Here is a 17774-nt window from a genome sequence, read left to right on the forward strand (position 1 = left end):
CACATTATTACTTTTAAAATGGTAAAAACAGGGTAATGGTGATTCCTTTATCGGTATTATTTTCAACTGAAATTTTCCAGTTGTGCTGCTGGACGATCTTTTTGACATAGAACAATCCTAATCCAAAACCGTTGACCTCATCGCTTTTCTGAGTAGTTATCCTATAAAATTTATCAAAAATATGAGGAATATTTTTCGATGGAATTCCGATCCCGTTATCTTTAAATTTTAAATATAACCCTTTTGAATCTTTAAAGGAAGATATGAGAATATCAGGTGTGGTCTCACAATACTTTATCGAGTTATCCAGAATATTGTAGACGATGTTGGTAAAATGGAATTCATCCGCAATGACCGAGCTTGTTTGATCAATGTCTATCCGGATAGTAAGACCTTCATTCTTTTGCTTTATGGAGTCTGCAATTTCCGTAATGAATGGTAATAAAACGATCTTTTGAAGTTTCAATGACAATCCTGAGGCATCGTTTTTTGCAATATTTAATATTTTTTCAATGTGACTGTTAAGCTTATAACTTTGGTCGGTAATAATGGAAGTATAGGTCTTTAGTTTGGGATTTTCCTTTATTAATTCCTGTTTTGTAAGCGCTTCTGATGCCAGCAATATTGAAGACAGCGGAGTTTTGAACTCATGGGTCATATTATTGATGAAATCCTTTTGAAGCTCTGAGAATTTCTTCTGCTGAATGATCGTATAGATAGAATATACATACACGAGAAGAATGATAATAAGGGCAAATGTAAGCAGATACCAAAACCGCAAAGAACTTACCAGATAGGTGGCCTTATCCGGAAAACGTATGGAAAAATAATAGACGAGGTTCTTATGTTTGGGAAATTTGATGACCTTATTATCTGGGTTTTTCTGATGGGTGGAAACATATTTTCCATAGATCATCCTGTCGCTATGGCAATTATATAACGCATAAACATAATTGGTGTTGATTTGGAAGCGGGTAAATTCTGTTTTTAAGTAATGTTCGAGAACTGTGGGATGGAATTCGTTGTTGATATTAACCACATAATAATCATTGGAGATATTCTGTATTGGGCTTTCAGTAAATGAAGTTTTTCCTCCTGACAGTTTTTCCACCACTTCCAGTAAAGCGATATTAACTGTTTGGTTAAATTTTTTATCCTCAAGATTATACGCCTGCCTGGTCCATAGAAGCTGGGCTATCAAAATACCAATGATAGCGACAAACCCAAGAGTAATAATAATATTAAGTTTCTTGATCTCCATTTACAGAAGCAATATTATCCAAAAATATCTATTTATCTTTTGTCATTAACAACTTATTAACAAATGTTTGAGAGCGGTTAACAAGCCGGATCAATAATGACCTTTACATTTGCTGTATTAAAAAAGAAAATTTTAACGTCTAACAAAAATTTGTACTCATGAAAAAATTAAAAATCACAGCTCTTTTAGCCGTTTTGGCATACTCTCCGTTTTATGCAGGTGTATTTCCTGTTGAAAATACTACTGTTGTAAAAGCAATCGCTGATGTCATCAAATGGAAATCAGAATCTATTGATGTGGGAAATATTCCCCAGGGAAAACCGAAACTGATCAGATTTGAGTTTACCAATACCTCTTCAAAACCCATTGTGATAGAAAATGTAGCACCATCTTGTGGCTGTACAACGGCAGATTATACGAAAACGCCGATCCTTCCCGGGAAAAAAGGATTTGTAGAAGCAAGCTATAATGCAGCAGCCCTGGGAATGTTTATGAAAACAGTTAATGTTACAACAAGCGATAGTAAAACTCCTAAAACACTTTCCTTCAAAGGAGTAGTTGTTTCCTAAATTATATTTAAAAGTACATTAAGAACAATCTGATCATTAATGATCGGGTTGTTTTTTATTGAATTGGGATTGTGATGGGCGTTGTTTTTCAAAATGATGTAAAGAATAACTATTTATGACATCATTTCTCAATGCTTTTTAAAACTTTGCATTTTAATATTTATTACTTTTAAGAAAAAATATTTTATGAGTCTATATACACAACCCATGCTGCGCGAAGGGGCGCTAAAAGATAAAGTAGCGATTGTAACCGGAGGAGGAAGTGGCTTAGGAAAAGCCATGACCAAATATTTTCTTGAGTTGGGAGCGAATGTAGTGATTACTTCCAGAAATCTTGAAAAACTTCAGACAACAGCTAAAGAGCTGGAGGATGAAACAGGAGGTAAAGTCCTTTGTGTAGCTTGTGATGTGAGAAGCTGGGATGAGGTGGAAGCTATGAAAGAAGCCACTTTGAAAGAATTTGGGAAGATTGATATTCTCTTGAATAATGCTGCCGGAAACTTTATTTCCCCCACGGAAAAGTTGACTCATTCTGCTTTTGATTCTATTTTGGATATTGTATTAAAAGGAACAAAAAACTGTACACTCTCTATAGGAAAACACTGGATAGCATCTAAAACTCCGGGAACCGTACTGAATATTGTGACTACATATGCATGGACAGGTTCAGCTTATGTTGTGCCGTCTGCCTGCGCAAAGGCCGGAGTTTTGGCAATGACAAGATCTTTAGCGGTGGAATGGGCTAAGTATGGTATCCGTTTCAATGCGATCGCTCCGGGACCATTCCCTACTAAAGGAGCCTGGGACAGGCTTCTTCCGGGAGACCTTCAGGAAAAATTCGATATGAGAAAGAAAGTTCCGTTGAGAAGAGTAGGAGAACATCAGGAACTGGCTAATCTTGCTGCTTATCTGGTTTCAGATTACTCGGCTTATATGAATGGTGAAGTCGTAACCATAGATGGTGGTGAATGGCTTCAGGGAGCAGGAGAGTTTAATATGCTCGAAGAGATTCCTGCTGAAATGTGGGACGCATTGGAGGCCATGATTAAGGCAAAAAAATCAAATTAATTAAATTCATAAGAAAAAAGCTCCCGGATCTGTAACAAATCCGGGAGTTTTTTTTACCTATGTATAAACTTTTTAAAAAATGAATTGTAAACTTCCGATACTTGTTTCGACAGTTGCCGTTTTTCTTTTTTCGGGATCCGGATATGCACAGGAAACCCCAAAATATGATTATGTAGAAGCTTTTAAACCTTTCTTTTATCCGCAGACAGGCACGGAAACCCGTTCTGCAAGCGGGCAGCCGGGGCATGCCTATTGGCAGAATTCAGCAGATTATCATTTGAATATCAGCCTGAATGAAAATAAAAAAGAACTTTCCGGTACTGCAGAGATTACCTATACCAATAACAGTCCTGATCAGCTGGGCTTTCTCTGGCTGCAGCTGGATCAGAACTTATTCGCAAATGACTCACGTGGTAATGCCGTAGTTCCTTTGTCAGGCAGCAGAAACGGAGCTCATGGTGAGGAGCTTGAAGGTGGTTATAAGATCAAGTCAGTGAAACTTGATGGTAAAGCGGTAAAATATACCATTACAGATACAAGAATGCAGATCGACCTGCCTAAAGAACTGAAATCACGAGGCGGAGTGGCGAAAATTACAATTGATTATTCTTTTATCTCTCCCGAATACGGTTCAGACAGAATGGGAATACAGGATACAAAAAACGGGAAGATATTTACCATGGCTCAATGGTATCCGAGAATGTGTGTTTATGATGATGTAATGGGATGGAATACTTTGCCTTATCTGGGAGCTTCGGAATTTTATCTGGAATATGGAAATATCACAGCTGATATTACGGTGCCGGCCAGCCATTATGTTGTGGCGTCAGGCGAGCTGCTTAATGAAAAGGAGGTGTACAGCAAAGAGGAGATCAGCAGATGGAATCAGGCGAGAGCCAGCGACAAAACGGTAATGATACGTCCTGAGCCTGAAATTGGTAAAAACAAACCTTCCGGGACAAAGACCTGGAAATTTAAAATTGTACAGGCAAGAGACTTTGCCTGGGCGTCTTCCGAAGGATTTATCATAGATGCGGCGAAAATTAATCTCCCAAGCGGTAAAAAGTCATTGGCTGTTTCAGCATATCCTGTTGAAAGTGCCGGTGATAAAGCATGGGGCAGATCTACAGAATATACAAAGGCGGCAATAGAGCACTATTCGCAGAAATGGTATGAATATACCTACCCGGCAGCCACCAATGTTGCAGGAAACGAAGGCGGAATGGAATATCCGGGAATTGTTTTCTGTCACATGAATTCAAAAGGTAAAGGTCTCTGGGGAGTGACGGATCATGAATTTGGGCACAACTGGTTTCCTATGATCGTAGGTTCGAATGAAAGATTATTTGCCTGGATGGATGAAGGGTTTAATACGTTTATCAATAGTCTTTCGACAGAGGCTTTTAATAAGGGAGAATACTACACAAAAAGTAACCTTGCCCGATCAGGAGGTTATATGATGAATGACAATCTGGAGCCTATCATGGTAGGACCGGACAATATGAGAGAAAGAAATATTGCAGCTTTGGCTTATTATAAGCCGGCTACAGGGTTGGCTGTTTTGAGAGAGGCGGTTCTGGGACCCGAAAAATTTGATAAGGCATTCAGAACCTATATTAACCGTTGGGCATTTAAACATCCTACTCCGTGGGATTTTTTCCATACGATGGAAAATGTTTCCGGTGAAGAGCTGAGTTGGTTCTGGAGAGGTTGGTTCTTTAACAAATGGAAAATTGATCAGTCGGTAAAGAATGTCACGTACATCAATGGCAATTTTAAAAACGGAGCTCAGATCACCGTTGAAAATCTTGGCCAGATGCCAATGCCTACCACCGTTCAGGTAAAGTTCAGGGATGGAACGGTGAAAACGGTGAAGATACCTGTAGAAGTCTGGAAAAGAAACACTGAATGGACCTTCAAAGTAGATTCAGATAAAGAGATAGATGAGGTGAAGCTGGATCCGGAATCAGTAGTTCCAGATGTAGATCCTAAAAATAATAGCTGGACACCGGCATAAAATTGCTCTGTGTGTGCATATCACCAAGATATTCTCATTTTAAAAAGCCTAAACTTTACAACCATAAGTTTAGGCTTTTATTTTTAGGGTGTTTTTCCGGGACAGGTCAAGGGATTTTCCTCTGGTGTTTTGGTTTTTTGTGAGATAATTTTGTCTGACAATATTAATTTAAAAACAAAATACCATGGAAACATTAAAATCAGTGCTTGAATCAAGCCATGCCAAAAAAACAAAAAATGAACTGATCGACCTTTTATCAGGAGTAGAAAAAGTTCTTACCCCAGCCGTTTATGAAAAGGTTTCAGGAATTGAAACTTCAGAACTGGGAACACTTACCAATAAAGAATTGCTGAGTATCGTAGAAGATTTCAAAAAAAATTATGATGAAAAGTGGGAAAAATCTTTTGCCGGAGCGTCTTCAGAAATCATGAAGCTTATTGCAGGAAAAATAGCTGCTGATGAAGAGATCTTCAAAACTTCAGATGCTGCCAGCGCAGATTTTGCGGCAGAATTAGGAAGCATTGATTTCGCTACCATTATCGGCGGACCGCTGGATGCCTGTGTAAAAGCGCAGTCTAATGCCTCTATTGCTACTGTCAACTTTATTAATGAGGTCGGTTTTGAGCTTACAGACCCTGCCAACCCGAATAGTCCGAAAAAATTGAGAATGGCAGAGTTTAAATATACCAAAAACATTCCTAACCCGGATTTTAAACCTGATGAGCCTGTAAGCAATGCCAATCCGAAAACAATCCCTGATCCGGTAGAACTTACAGTTCCTTTTATAGCGCTGCTGAACGTTCCAAGTTTCAGAATTGAAACCTGTGAGGTAGATTTTAACGTTAAGCTGAATTCGACGTATACCAAAGATGTAAGTGATGAATTTGGAATCAATGCAGGAGTATCCGGTGGATGGGGCCCTGTGAAATTCAAAGTGGATGTGTCTTATAAAAGAACTTCCAGTACAGGAATCAAAGTGGAAAAAGAATACTCTCTCGGAGTAAAAGTGCGGGCAACCAATGATGAAATGCCTGCAGGTCTTGAAAAAGTTCTCGGACTTCTTTCACAATAACAAATTTTACGAAGATGATAAAATTATCAGATTACCTGGATTATCTCAACAACGAGATAATTCAGGCTCGTAAAAAGGCTGATGAGAATGCTGTTCTCATTGCAAAAGAATATGCCCGGCATGAATATCTTAAATACTTTAAGGTTCCACGGTATGCTCTGCCCAGTGTAAAAATGGATATTCCGATCAAGATCACAGATATAGATTCGTCTTCTAAATATAACTTTAAACTGGATCAGGATCAGTTCGTTTCAGAAATGAATGAAAGAATCCGTCTGGCGAATAAAGAGAAAAAGCTGAATATTCCCGAAATTACCAAAAAACAGATCCAGACTGAAGAAATCAAATCGCTGTTCAGAAAACTTGAAAACAATGATCAGAAATTCGGTAAGCTCCCTGCCAATGAAGTGCTCAAGCTGGATCTCAGGAACAAAATCAAGTTCCTTAATTCTGGGATCTTTCGGCCTCAGGATGGGACCGCCGAAGAAGAAATAGACGAAATGAAAGAAATTTTTTCAAAGATCTTACTGAACAAGTATACACTGGTCAATGCAAAACTGAACAACATTTACATAGATCCCAATACATCAGCAGCAGAAGACAAGGATAAGCTATTCATCAACCTTCATGTGGAAATGGAGGAGGAGGGAATAAGGATTGTGTCATACAAGGATAAAGACGGTAAAGAAATTGAACAGATAACTTTTGAGTAATGCAGGAACTTATTCATTATACGGTACAGAAAATTAAAGAACTTCTGGAGCATTTCAATGAAGTCCAGGCTTTATACCTGTCAAAATCTTTTGACTTTGATTCCCGGTTTGAGGGATTTCTCAATGAGGTTCTGGACTATTTCCGTACCAAAGGGAACACCAGTCATGAATCTGAGGTTTTGAAGATCATGAATCTGGTATCAACGGTCAAAAGAGGCTTTAATCCTATAAAAATGGAGAAAATAACGACCGGAAGGCGTGATCTTCTCTGGGGATTCTCATTCAATGGAATGGAAGGGATTTATGATATTCTGATGGAAATCTATTCTAAGGAAAGCAAAAAGCTGGATGACGCGGAAGAACTTGTTTCAGGAATCATTGTTTCATTATACCAGAACGGTATTTTGGATGATGAGAAACTGAAAGAGCTGAATTCTGTTCCCAGGATTGAAAGTTTCTGGAATTCGCTGGTTACACAGAATACAGCGATATCAGGTATTAACAAGAAGCTCAGACTGACCGTCATTCCGGAAGATATTTTCCTTATTCTGGAAAAGGTATTTCTGAGGATAATTTAAAAAAAAGAATAATATGGAAACCGGAAGATATATCGTTCTGCTGAAAGATCAGCAGAAAAATGCACTCAAAAAGATAGAGAAAGAGCTGGAAGTGAGCATTACTTCCTCGGAGTTTCTCTCTAAAGAAAACCGTTCCTATGAAATTATTGATCAGGATAACGGTGTGCTGTATAAAAATCTGGGAATTCTTGTGGTGGAAGATATGGATGAAGAGCAATTGAAAAGCGCTGTGAAAAATCAGTCGAATTCTATTGTTTATTATGAAAAAGAACGGGAATTTTTTCCCGCAGATGAATTGCAGCTGATCAGCGAGCTTAAAAAACAATCGGCCGGGCTCGCAGAAAAAATTTCAGAACTTGAAAAATATGTCACCAATAAACCTTTACCCCAAAAATCATTGGTTGAAATGGAATGGGGACTGAAGGCTATTGGACTGGAAAATGCTCAGTATACGGGAAAAGGGATTGATATCTGTATCCTGGATACAGGACTTGAAACCTCCCACCCTGATTTTTCATCCGAAGAAATTGAAGGTAAATCTTTCATTGACGGAGAAGACTGGAACAGAGATCCTAACGGACATGGTACTCATTGTGCAGGTATTGCTGCAGGAAACATCAGAAGTGATACGGGAAAACGATATGGAATTGCGGGCGGCTGCAATCTGAAGATTGCAAAAGTGCTCTCGGATAACGGGAGAGGTACCACGGGCAGTGTTATTGATGCGATAGACTGGGCCATTACGAAACAATTCAGAATATTATCCCTTTCTCTGGCAGCTCCGGTGAAGCTTAATGATCAGCCTTCGGTTCTTTTTGAAACAATAGGAGAAAGAGCATTGGAAAACAACTGTCTCATTATAGCGGCAGCAGGAAATGACAGCAGCAGGCCGCAGATCCCACAGCCTGTCTCAATGCCAGCCAATTCAAAATCCATAATGGCTGTTGCTGCTGTTGACGGACAAATGAGAGTAGCAAAATTTTCGAATGCCGGTCTGAATCCTTCAACGGGAGGGAGTATCAATGTCTGTGCTCCCGGGGTGGACATTATAAGTGCCTATCCTAAAAACTCAAAGAACAAAAGTTACTTTTACTATGCCATGAGCGGCACCAGCATGGCGGCACCACATGTTTCAGGATTGGCAGCTTTGTATATGGAACAGTTTCCTGATCAATCGGCTAAAGAGATCTGGGAGCTCATTGAAAATAAAGCCAGGCCGATTGAAGGAATAAAATACAGAGACATAGGAAACGGATTAATACAAGTATATCTATGATTGTTTATCTGGCTGTTTTAAGGAAAGATATAAATTTAAAAAAGCTTGAAGTCCTTCTCAATAGTAAGCATATCAGATTGGCTGCTTATTATAAGACCATAGGTGTTGTAAAGCTTGAAAGTGAGGAACCGGTTTCAGAGACTGAATTTCATGACTATTTTATATCTATAGAAGAAGATAAAGATAATTTAACAATATAATGAAAGGCTGTTGAAGCCTCTCTGGCGGAGAATTCTTATGTTTGTTGTTTAAATGTAAATATACCGTTATGAATTTCAGATGGACAATCTTAGCCCTGATGTTTTTTACATTGGGGCTCTCACAGGATTTTACTGTAATGAGTTTCAACATCAGACTCAATGTAGAGTCGGATAAAGAAAACTCATGGCCGCAGAGGAAACAGGATGTTGCAGATTTATTAACCTATTACCATCCTGATTATTTCGGAGTGCAGGAAGCGCTTCCGGAACAGATGAAAGATCTTAAAAACGGACTGAAGAATTACGACTATATAGGCGTAGGAAGAGATGACGGGAAAGAAAAAGGTGAATTTTCCGCTATTTTTTACGATACCAACAGGCTTGAAGTCATAAGATCAGGGACGTTCTGGCTATCCGAAACACCAGAGAAACCTTCAAAAGGTTGGGACGCTGCTCTGAACAGGATCTGCAGCTATGCCTTTTTTAAAGATAAAAAATCAAAAAAAGAGTTTCTCGCAATGAATCTTCACTTTGATCACATAGGAAATATAGCAAGAGTAAAATCCTCAGAACTAATCCTGAAAAAGATCAAAGAGCTGAACCCAAAGAATCTTCCTGTAACGCTGAGCGGAGATTTTAACCTGACCGATGATACTGAACCGATTAAGATACTTTCCCAACATATGAAAGATACTTTTTACCATTCAGAAACCAAACACTATGGCCCTGTAGGAACTTTTACCGCCTTTAATGTGAACGAGGTCCCTAAAGACAGGATCGATTATATCTTCACAACAGGCTTTAAGATCAAATCTCACAGGCATATCAATGATAGAAGGGAAAATCTTCTTTATCCGTCAGATCACTTTCCGGTTATTGTGAATCTTTCTCTATAAAGAATTTCCGGTTGGAAAATCAACCTCAAATCCAATTCCTCTGAGGGATTGGATTTTTACTTCAGGATCATTGCTGAAATATTTCCGGAGCCTGCTGATAAATACATCAAGACTTCTGCCTGTGAAGTAATCATTGGTTTCCCAGATATGATCCAGGATGTTATCTCTGGTGATCATAGAGTGATTATGCTTCAAAAGATATAAAAGAAGTTCCTGCTCCCGGACGGTCAGCCGTACGGTTCCATCCGGATGAGAAAGCTGAAGCTTCTTTGTGTCCAAATGATATTTCCCGATTTGTATATAGGGTTCCGTGACGACCGGTAAAGTTCTTTTCAATATATTTTTAATCCTTAAAACCAGCTCTTCGGGATCACAGGGTTTGGGAATATAATCGTCAGCACCTATTTTCAGGCCGGTGAGCCTGTCAATTTTCTGATTTTTGGCTGTTAAAAACAATAATGGAAAACTGTTTCTTTCCTTTAAGATCATTTTAGCCAGGGAAAAGCCGTCAATATTGGGCATCATTACATCCAGGATACCAATATGAAAAGGAAAATCTGAAGTAATAAGCTTTACCACCTCTTCAGGATCCTGGAACCAGCTGACTTCAAAATCTTCCAGTTCCAGATATTGTTTCAGGATCATTCCGAAATCCGGGTCGTCCTCTGTCAGAAGGATTTTAGTTTTCATATGGGATTGCTATTTTAAAAGTACTTCCTGTACCAGGGTGGCTGGATACACTTATTTTACCGTTATAGGCTGTAATGATCTTTTTGACAAAATAAAGCCCGAGCCCAAGCCCTTTACTGTTATGGATATTATTGGCCTGTATTCTGTAGAACTTTTCAAAAATGTTCTTTAATTCATTGTTTTCCATACCCTGGCCATTATCAGAAACTTCAATTTCCAGATGTTGGGAGGCTGTTTCTATATGTATGCTGATCGCAGAAGCACCATATTTTACACTATTTTCACATAAGTTTTTGATGACCGTTTCCATGAGGTTTTTGTCAAAAGGAAAAGGATGTGAAACCTTGCTGTCATATTTAAACTCAGTCTGGGGATAGGTAAATGCCAGATCCTTGATGAAAAAATCCCAGTCTTCAGGCTGTATAGCAATGATCTCGTCAGGGATTTCATCCTTATGAAGCTGAAGCATCAGGCTTTCGAGCCTTGAAATTTGGCGGTCTATCAGTGGAAGAGTGTCCGGATTCCATCCTTTTTTTAAGGTTTTGGATGCTATTTTTAATGTAGCGATAGGGGTTTTAAACTCATGAGAGATATTATCAACCACAGTATGGAGTACTTCTACCTGCTTTTGCTGTTTGATCAGATTCTTAATGGTAAAAATATACAGCAGAAGAACACTTGCCAGCAATATGATACAGCAGATGATCAATAAGGTAAGCTCTTTGAAAACAATACTTTTGATGTTTTCAATTTCAAAATCAGTCTGACTTTTGATAAAGAAAGTGTCTCTTTCGTTTGTTGTTTCAATTCCTTTAGTTTCCCTGGTGGAAGAGGTTCGCCAGGTTCCTGTACTTGAGATTTTAGGTTTTTTTACTTTATCTTTTGTTTCATAAATCGTGATCGGCCGGTCAATAACCTTGGTGCTGTCCGGAAGATGTATGATGGAAGTATATTGAATCCTTGCCGCGATTTTGTATCCGTCTTTCCGGAGGCGGCTCTCTATATAACGGTTGAGTCTCTCACTGTTTGCTTTTCTGTCCTCAACAAAATGCTTAAAAAAATCCTTTTGGCTGATCTCTTTATTGTAATACCGGATGATGATTCTCTGCAGGGTATCGCTTTTCATTTCCTTGGCATCATGGATGTTTTCCAGCTTGTCAGAATAATTGGTAAGTTCGTCATTGACGGATCTGTAGATATCCCTTTCCTTCACCTGGTAGGTTTTATACATAAAGTAAACCTGGATTCCCAGCAGAAGAAGGAACAAAGTGGCAAAGAGGAAGAGGAGATTTTTGCTTTTGGACATCATTAAAACAAAGATAAAGCTTTAGCCATTTTCATGAAAAATTATTGAGGTATTAACCTTTTATTAACCATAGAATTTTATCAATAGATCATTGCGTCCGGACTGGCAGCGGAGAGTTCTTTTTTTCATGTTACAACGGGAAAGGACATTAACCCATCATTAACCTTCCATTAACTGGAAATGTCCCTCCCAATATGGAATTTTGTATCGCAGAACAAAGCAAACACTGCTTTATCTCTTTAAAAAACATATGTAATCATGAATAAAATTATTTTTTTCCTGTGCTTTCCGGTATTGATTCTCGCTCAGAATCAGAAACAAAAAATTGCAGGAACCGTTGAAAATGCGGAAAATGAAAAACTTTCGGCAGTGAAGATTGAGCTGTATGATGCACAGGGTACGTTGATCAAAGAACTGGAAACAGATAATAATGGAAACTTTACATGGGAAGGTGTTTCAGAGCAGGGTATAAAATTGACTGTTAAAGGTAAAGGATATTCATTGTATGAAAAGAAACTGGATCTGGAAAAGCCTGAAACATTGCAGATTATCCTTAAAAAAGAATCACAGGAAATAGAAGAAGTCGTTATGACCAAACGGAAACCATTGGTAAAGCGAAAAGTAGACCGCCTTGAATTCAATGTGGAAAACAGCAATATTTCTTCGCTTAATGCATGGGAGATTTTAAAAAATACCCCGGGTGTAACCGTCAACAATAATGTACTTGCCGTGAAGGGAGGCACAGGTATTCTGGTAACAATTAACGATAAAAAAGTAATGCTTACAGGAGATGAGCTCAAAAACCTTTTGGAAAATACCCAGGGGGATGAGATAAAGTCTGTAGAGGTGATTACCAATCCGCCAGCAAAATATGAAGCTTCAGGAAGCGCAGTACTGAATATTGTCATGAAAAAGAACAAAATTGAAGGCTACCGGGGAATTCTCTCATCCAAATATGTGCAGACACAATATGCGAAAGGTGTATTTGGCCTTTCCCAATATTATAAAAAAGATAAGCTTTCCGTTATGGGAAGCTATTACAGGGGCTTAGGAACGTACTACAGAGAAGGGACAGACTATGTCAATTATCCGGAGAGCCAGACCAGATGGGTCAGTACGATGAACAGGAAGGATAAAAACACTAACCAGAATACCCTGAACTTTAATGTAGAATATGAATTGGACAGTCTTACCAATCTAAGCCTTAATTATTCAGGGTATTTTTCTCCAAAATCCCATGGGATTTATAATGTTCCTACACTGATCTATAACAGCCAGAATACTGCAGAATCTGATTATACAACGATCAATGATCATTACTCACGTACGATCAATAATTCTTTAAGTTTCCAGGTAGACAGGAAGCTGAATAAAGAGAGCAGTCTGTCATGGATCAATTATTTCACTGGAAATAATGCCAGCAAGTACCAAAATGTGATTACCCATCTTAATTTTGCAGGCCAGCCTCCAAGGGAAGACAATTTTCTGACCCAAAATAAAGCAGATGTTCAGCTGTATTCTACCCAGTTGGATTATCAGTGGAAAGCAGATAAGCTGGAGCTGGAATCCGGGATAAAATACAGTTTTGTAAAGACCAATAGTAAGCTTGATTTTTCGGATAATGAAAGTGGAACACTGCAGTACCGGCCTGAAAAAAGCAGTATTTTTGATTATAAGGAACATAATTTTAGCCTGTATTCATCGCTTGCCTACAATATTGGAAAATGGAACTTCAAAGGGGGGCTCCGTGCAGAGATGACGGATCTTGAAGGAGTTGTTTCTGAACCCTATGAGCTTAATAAAAGCAATTACTGGAAGTTTTTTCCGACTTTTTATGTGCAATATACTACAGAAAGTAAGCATGAATTCGGGTTTTCTTACGGAAAACGGATCAGCAGGCCTTCTTATTCATGGCTGAATCCTGCAAAATCATATTATAACCTGTTTTCATATTATCAGGGAGATCCTAAACTGAAAGCAACGATCACTCATAATCTGAATCTTACCTATTCATGGAAAGACTGGAACCTGGATTTCTATTACCGTAAAGAGCTGTACCCGTCTATGGAGATCTCATTTCAGGAACCGGGTACGAACAGTCTGATTTATCATTTTACAAATATTGAAAAAGGAGAAGCATTTGGAGTAAGCTTATATAAAAATTTCCAGGTCAGGCCGTGGTGGAATATCATCCTGTCTGAAAACCTTGAACATAATGAGAATTACTTCACCGGAATTGACGGAATATTGTATAAAAATAAAGTCCTGAACTGGGTTTCCAATATCTCTACAAGCTTTACCCTGGATAAAAGCAGCGACTGGAAAATGGAGATGGGACACCGTTATTATTCTCCGGGGATACAAGGGACGTTCCGGATTTCTGCTACCTGGACTGCCTATTTCGCGATGAACAGAAAGTTTTGTAATAAAAAGCTTGAAGCAGCTTTGGTAGTCAGTGATATCTTCAGGACTACAGGGCAAAAGGTAAGTACCCAATATGCCAACCAGGATAATTATTTTCTGGATTATATGGATGTACAGGGTATTACCCTTTCATTAAAATTTAATTTTGGAAATCAGTCTGTGAAAAATGTAAGAACAATCAGGAAAACAGCAGAGCAGGATAGGCTGTAAAATAGTTTAAATGAAAAAGTAATCATCATAAAACATTATTGTAAAAGAAATTGCCATCTGGTGTCACATTTTCATTATTTTTGACACTTATCTTTAAAAAGATCATTATGAAGAAATTTTTTTCCGGAATGCTGGTGGTGGTTTCGTTAATGCAGTTGTCTGCGCAGGAGTTGTATATGCCAAGAAATATTAAAAAGGCTTATGAAAAAGGGACACGTGATATTTCTGGAGCTCCGGGTAAAAACTATTGGCAGAATAAAGGAATTTACAATGTAGAGGTGAAAGTGGATGCCAGTACCAAAATGGTTTCCGGAAAAGAAACGATCGTTTATACGAACAACAGTCCGGATCGGCTGAATGAGCTGGCTATAAGATTTGTGAATAATCTTCACAAGCCGCAGTCTCCGAGATCAGGATTTGTGTCTAAAGACTTTCTCTCTACAGGACTTAAGATTAAATCTTTCATCGTGAATGGTGAAAAATATGATATCAACAGTGATGATTGGGGGACAGTTGAAAAAGTACAATTAAAATCAGGTTTAAAATCAAAATCCAAAGCTGAGGTTAAGATAGAGTGGGAATACCCTCTTTCTGTACAGAGCGGAAGAGAAGGTCAGATAAATCCTGAAACATTCTATGTTGCCTATTCCTTCCCGAGAATTTCCGTATACGATGATTATAACGGATGGGATATGCTTCCGCATTCGGACAGACAGGAGTTTTATAATGACTTCAACGATTACAGTTTTGCGATTACAGCCCCGAAGAATTATGTAGTCTGGGCTACCGGAGATTTTCTTAACCCGGAAGCGGTGCTTCAGCCGGAATATCTGAAAAGGTACAGAGCGTCCCTGAAGAGCGATAAGGTAATGCACATCGCTACAGAACAGGAAATGAGGTCAGGCAAAGTAACCCGGCAGAACAAATGGAATGTCTGGAAATTCAGAGCTAATCATATTACAGACTTTTGTTTTGCAATGAGCAACCATTATGTCTGGGATGCGGCCAGTGTTCAGCTGAAAACAAAAAGAGCCAGTGTGCAGGCCGGATATAAGAACGGAGCAAAAGATTTTGAACAGTATGTAGGCTGGATGCGCTACAATCTGGATTGGTTCTCCAAAAACTGGCCGGGAATAGAATATCCTTATAATGTAATGACTGCCATACAGGGATATGCCGATATGGAGTACCCAATGATGATCAATGATACCAGTATTCCTGATGATCTGAAGGATGCAAGGCTTACGGCGGATCACGAGATCGCGCATACCTATTTCCCTTTTTATATGGGAATCAATGAAACGAGATATGCTTTTATGGACGAAGGCTGGGCGACCACTCTGGAATACCTGATCGGAATTGATGAAAATGGAGAAGCAGCAGCCAAAGAGTTTTATAAAAACTTCCGGGTTAAAAGATGGATCAATGATCCGTCTGCAGAGCAGGATCAGCCGGTGATTACCATGAGTACTCAGGTAAGCGGTTCGGGATATGGAAACAATTCTTATGTGAAAGCGTCTCTTTCTTATCTGGCTCTGAAAGATTATTTAGGAGATGAGCTGTTCAAAAAAGCATTGCATCACTATATGGATAACTGGAATGGGAAGCACCCGGTTCCGTGGGATTATTTCAATTCGATGAATACCGGTTCCGGGAAAAATCTGAACTGGTTCTTTCACAACTGGTTTTATACCAATAATTATATTGACCTGAGGGTGGGAAGAGCATCCCAGATGAATGATCTGCTTACTGTAAACGTTTCCAATGTTGGCGGATTTGCGATTCCGTTCGATGCTGTCCTTACCTACGAAGATGGAACAACGGAAAAACTGCATTTCTCACCATCGATCTGGGAAAAAGATCAGAAATTTACTGATCTGGCGATTCCTATTAAGAAAAAAGTAAAATCTGTAAAACTGGACGGGGATCTGTTCATGGATTATACACCGGAAGATAACAGTGTAACTCTATAAAGACAAAGCCATTTCATTTTGAGATGGCTTTTTGTTATATAAAAAGAGAATGAAATAGCTGCTCTTATTTAAAAATAAGCGGTTAATCTTAAACCTAACGAGAAATAATTGATCTTTTCCTTGGCAATCAGATGATTAAATTCGCTGTTCAGATCTTCATTTTCTTCTATGGCATCACTAAAATCGTAGTGGATGGATGATTTGATCTGATTATAGTCCGCATATAAGGTGAGTCCCAATCCCGGATTAAATTTATAGGTCACAGCAGTTCCTGCATTCCAGCGGAAAGCTGGTTTGGGCTTGTACCGGGCTATCTGAAGCTCATGGTTCGGAAGATCTATGCTGTCACTTTTTATAAATACCTTTCCACTTGCTGTTGCTGAATATCCTGCAGTGGCTTTTAGAGTAAGCTGCCATTTATCTGAAAATTCATGAGAAAAATAAGGTCCTGCACCAGCACCCAGGAATCCCAGAGACTGTGTGATAATATCGTAATCCCCAAAATTATCTCCGTCCTCCAATGGAAGTCTTAAAGGTTTGATAGGGAAGCTGCTGAAGCTGATATCCCCTCCGATGCCCCATTTTTTTGAGAAGAAGTAAGCTCCTTCCAGTCCTCCTTCAAAGCCGATTTGTTTTTTATCATCAAGATCAGATTCTTTCAGGAAATTGGTGGTTCCTAATGCTGTTCCCAATTTTAGAGCAAGAAAAGAAGGGTTCTCATTCCCCTCTACCCTGGATAAAATACTTAAGTTGTCTCCTTTATTCTTATAGATCTTATCAATAAAAAAATACCCTAATTCTGTTGAGAGAATTCCGATGCCTGCACCGGCGAGAACATCAGGAATCCAGTGCCTGTTGTTTAAATTTCTTCCTAATCCGGTAAGAGCTGCGGCACCAAAACCGCCAATGCTATATCCGGGATTTACCATCCCGTATTCTTTGTGTAGGAAACTGGCATTTGTAAAAGCCATTGCAGTATGGCCGGAAGGGAATGAGTTATTGTTAGAGCCGTCAGGGCGTTCAACCTTCGCTGTATATTTAATAGAGTTGACCAAAATTCCCATGATGGCTAAGCTTGTTCCGTAAGAAAGTGTTGCTCTTCCAAGATTATTTCTTCCTTTTACGCCGGAAAGTTTTAGTCCATACACCGTAGCGGCAGGAGCATATTGAAGGTAATCATCATATTTTGCCTTGAAGGTGGGAAGATACCGGTTCCGTACTTCACGGATATTTTCTTTTTCTCCCCAGGTAGCAGCGGCAGCCGTAAAAAGTAAGGCAGGAGCCATAGATTTTTTTACCCATTCTTTTTTTAAGAAAGATGCTTTTTCCTGACTTATGTGATTAAAACGGAGTGATGCAAGGTCCTCCTGTAGATTTCTGGATTGAATGGTGTCCTGAGCTTTATAGCAATCCAGGTGTAATAGTATTCCTGATACTAAGGCTAATTTTTTCATCGTTGCGATCCTGAAATTTAAGTGGCGTAAAAATATTAAAAAAAATCTATCCCATAAATTGGGATAG

General features: G+C 38.9%; 15 protein-coding genes. 11 read left to right on the top strand and 4 right to left on the bottom strand.

The features are described 5' to 3' along the window. Positions 1 to 13: 13 nt before the first annotated feature. Positions 14 to 1261, bottom strand: coding sequence for a sensor histidine kinase (locus AC4IF5_RS14505; RefSeq protein WP_490735691.1), 1248 nt, complete (start codon positions 1259 to 1261; stop codon positions 14 to 16). Positions 1262 to 1419: 158 nt separating this feature from the next. On the opposite strand from AC4IF5_RS14505, the gene AC4IF5_RS14510 reads away from it, so the two are divergent. The 9 genes from AC4IF5_RS14510 (at position 1420) to AC4IF5_RS14550 (ending at position 9650) form a co-directional block, all read left to right on the top strand. Further along, the gene (locus AC4IF5_RS14510; protein WP_490735693.1) at positions 1420 to 1830 is read left to right on the top strand and encodes a DUF1573 domain-containing protein; all 411 of its coding nucleotides are present in this window, start codon (positions 1420 to 1422) and stop codon (positions 1828 to 1830) included. Positions 1831 to 2016: 186 nt separating this feature from the next. Then, positions 2017 to 2898, top strand: a complete 882-nt coding sequence (locus AC4IF5_RS14515) for an SDR family oxidoreductase (RefSeq protein WP_490735695.1) — start codon at positions 2017 to 2019, stop codon at positions 2896 to 2898. A gap of 79 nt (positions 2899 to 2977) precedes the next feature. Beyond that, the gene (locus AC4IF5_RS14520; protein WP_490735697.1) at positions 2978 to 4915 is read left to right on the top strand and encodes a M1 family metallopeptidase; all 1938 of its coding nucleotides are present in this window, start codon (positions 2978 to 2980) and stop codon (positions 4913 to 4915) included. A gap of 184 nt (positions 4916 to 5099) precedes the next feature. Then, a complete protein-coding gene (locus tag AC4IF5_RS14525) occupies positions 5100 to 5987 on the top strand; it encodes a DUF2589 domain-containing protein (RefSeq protein WP_490735698.1) in 888 nt (295 codons plus the stop codon). 14 nt (positions 5988 to 6001) lie between these two features. Beyond that, positions 6002 to 6700 (top strand): hypothetical protein, encoded by a 699-nt coding sequence (locus AC4IF5_RS14530; protein WP_490735700.1) that lies wholly within the window; start codon positions 6002 to 6004, stop codon positions 6698 to 6700. Next, a complete protein-coding gene (locus AC4IF5_RS14535; RefSeq protein WP_490735702.1) occupies positions 6700 to 7278 on the top strand; it encodes a hypothetical protein in 579 nt (192 codons plus the stop codon). The genes AC4IF5_RS14530 and AC4IF5_RS14535 overlap by 1 nt, the downstream gene beginning before the upstream one ends. A gap of 13 nt (positions 7279 to 7291) precedes the next feature. After that, positions 7292 to 8554 carry a S8 family peptidase gene (locus tag AC4IF5_RS14540; protein WP_490735704.1) on the top strand — a complete coding sequence of 421 codons (1263 nt, stop codon included), beginning with the start codon at positions 7292 to 7294 and terminating at the stop codon, positions 8552 to 8554. Then, complete coding sequence (locus tag AC4IF5_RS14545; protein WP_490735705.1) at positions 8551 to 8754, top strand: hypothetical protein; 204 nt, start codon at positions 8551 to 8553, stop codon at positions 8752 to 8754. Before AC4IF5_RS14540 ends, AC4IF5_RS14545 begins: the two co-directional genes overlap by 4 nt. 68 nt (positions 8755 to 8822) lie before the next feature. Then, a complete protein-coding gene (locus AC4IF5_RS14550; RefSeq protein ID WP_490735707.1) occupies positions 8823 to 9650 on the top strand; it encodes an endonuclease/exonuclease/phosphatase family protein in 828 nt (275 codons plus the stop codon). Here the strand turns inward: AC4IF5_RS14550 and AC4IF5_RS14555 are convergent. Together AC4IF5_RS14555 and AC4IF5_RS14560 are read right to left on the bottom strand one after the other, a co-directional pair. After that, complete coding sequence (locus AC4IF5_RS14555) at positions 9645 to 10340, bottom strand: response regulator transcription factor (RefSeq protein WP_490735709.1); 696 nt, start codon at positions 10338 to 10340, stop codon at positions 9645 to 9647. The genes AC4IF5_RS14550 and AC4IF5_RS14555 overlap by 6 nt on opposite strands. Next, positions 10330 to 11649, bottom strand: coding sequence for a sensor histidine kinase (locus tag AC4IF5_RS14560; RefSeq protein ID WP_490735711.1), 1320 nt, complete (start codon positions 11647 to 11649; stop codon positions 10330 to 10332). The genes AC4IF5_RS14555 and AC4IF5_RS14560 overlap by 11 nt, the downstream gene beginning before the upstream one ends. A gap of 255 nt (positions 11650 to 11904) precedes the next feature. On the opposite strand from AC4IF5_RS14560, the gene AC4IF5_RS14565 reads away from it, so the two are divergent. Further along, positions 11905 to 14280 (top strand): outer membrane beta-barrel protein, encoded by a 2376-nt coding sequence (locus tag AC4IF5_RS14565; protein ID WP_490735713.1) that lies wholly within the window; start codon positions 11905 to 11907, stop codon positions 14278 to 14280. 107 nt (positions 14281 to 14387) lie between these two features. Then, entirely contained in the window at positions 14388 to 16253 is a 1866-nt protein-coding gene (locus AC4IF5_RS14570; RefSeq protein WP_490735715.1) for a M1 family metallopeptidase, read from the top strand. A 68-nt stretch (positions 16254 to 16321) separates the two neighbouring features. On the opposite strand, the gene AC4IF5_RS14575 is transcribed toward AC4IF5_RS14570, so the two are convergent. Beyond that, complete coding sequence (locus AC4IF5_RS14575) at positions 16322 to 17707, bottom strand: phosphatase PAP2 family protein (protein WP_490735717.1); 1386 nt, start codon at positions 17705 to 17707, stop codon at positions 16322 to 16324. Between the last annotated feature and the right edge of the window lie 67 nt (positions 17708 to 17774).

Source organism: Chryseobacterium sp. UF-290 (genome assembly GCF_058245615.1).

What these genes read in the sequence shown, in the direction of transcription:
- AC4IF5_RS14505 (WP_490735691.1), bottom strand. Translation starts at nt 1,261, where the DNA reads ATGGAGATCAAGAAACTTAATATTATTATTACTCTTGGGTTTGTCGCT.
- AC4IF5_RS14510 (WP_490735693.1), top strand. Translation starts at nt 1,420, where the DNA reads ATGAAAAAATTAAAAATCACAGCTCTTTTAGCCGTTTTGGCATACTCT.
- AC4IF5_RS14515 (WP_490735695.1), top strand. Translation starts at nt 2,017, where the DNA reads ATGAGTCTATATACACAACCCATGCTGCGCGAAGGGGCGCTAAAAGAT.
- AC4IF5_RS14520 (WP_490735697.1), top strand. Translation starts at nt 2,978, where the DNA reads ATGAATTGTAAACTTCCGATACTTGTTTCGACAGTTGCCGTTTTTCTT.
- AC4IF5_RS14525 (WP_490735698.1), top strand. Translation starts at nt 5,100, where the DNA reads ATGGAAACATTAAAATCAGTGCTTGAATCAAGCCATGCCAAAAAAACA.
- AC4IF5_RS14530 (WP_490735700.1), top strand. Translation starts at nt 6,002, where the DNA reads ATGATAAAATTATCAGATTACCTGGATTATCTCAACAACGAGATAATT.
- AC4IF5_RS14535 (WP_490735702.1), top strand. Translation starts at nt 6,700, where the DNA reads ATGCAGGAACTTATTCATTATACGGTACAGAAAATTAAAGAACTTCTG.
- AC4IF5_RS14540 (WP_490735704.1), top strand. Translation starts at nt 7,292, where the DNA reads ATGGAAACCGGAAGATATATCGTTCTGCTGAAAGATCAGCAGAAAAAT.
- AC4IF5_RS14545 (WP_490735705.1), top strand. Translation starts at nt 8,551, where the DNA reads ATGATTGTTTATCTGGCTGTTTTAAGGAAAGATATAAATTTAAAAAAG.
- AC4IF5_RS14550 (WP_490735707.1), top strand. Translation starts at nt 8,823, where the DNA reads ATGAATTTCAGATGGACAATCTTAGCCCTGATGTTTTTTACATTGGGG.
- AC4IF5_RS14555 (WP_490735709.1), bottom strand. Translation starts at nt 10,340, where the DNA reads ATGAAAACTAAAATCCTTCTGACAGAGGACGACCCGGATTTCGGAATG.
- AC4IF5_RS14560 (WP_490735711.1), bottom strand. Translation starts at nt 11,649, where the DNA reads ATGATGTCCAAAAGCAAAAATCTCCTCTTCCTCTTTGCCACTTTGTTC.
- AC4IF5_RS14565 (WP_490735713.1), top strand. Translation starts at nt 11,905, where the DNA reads ATGAATAAAATTATTTTTTTCCTGTGCTTTCCGGTATTGATTCTCGCT.
- AC4IF5_RS14570 (WP_490735715.1), top strand. Translation starts at nt 14,388, where the DNA reads ATGAAGAAATTTTTTTCCGGAATGCTGGTGGTGGTTTCGTTAATGCAG.
- AC4IF5_RS14575 (WP_490735717.1), bottom strand. Translation starts at nt 17,707, where the DNA reads ATGAAAAAATTAGCCTTAGTATCAGGAATACTATTACACCTGGATTGC.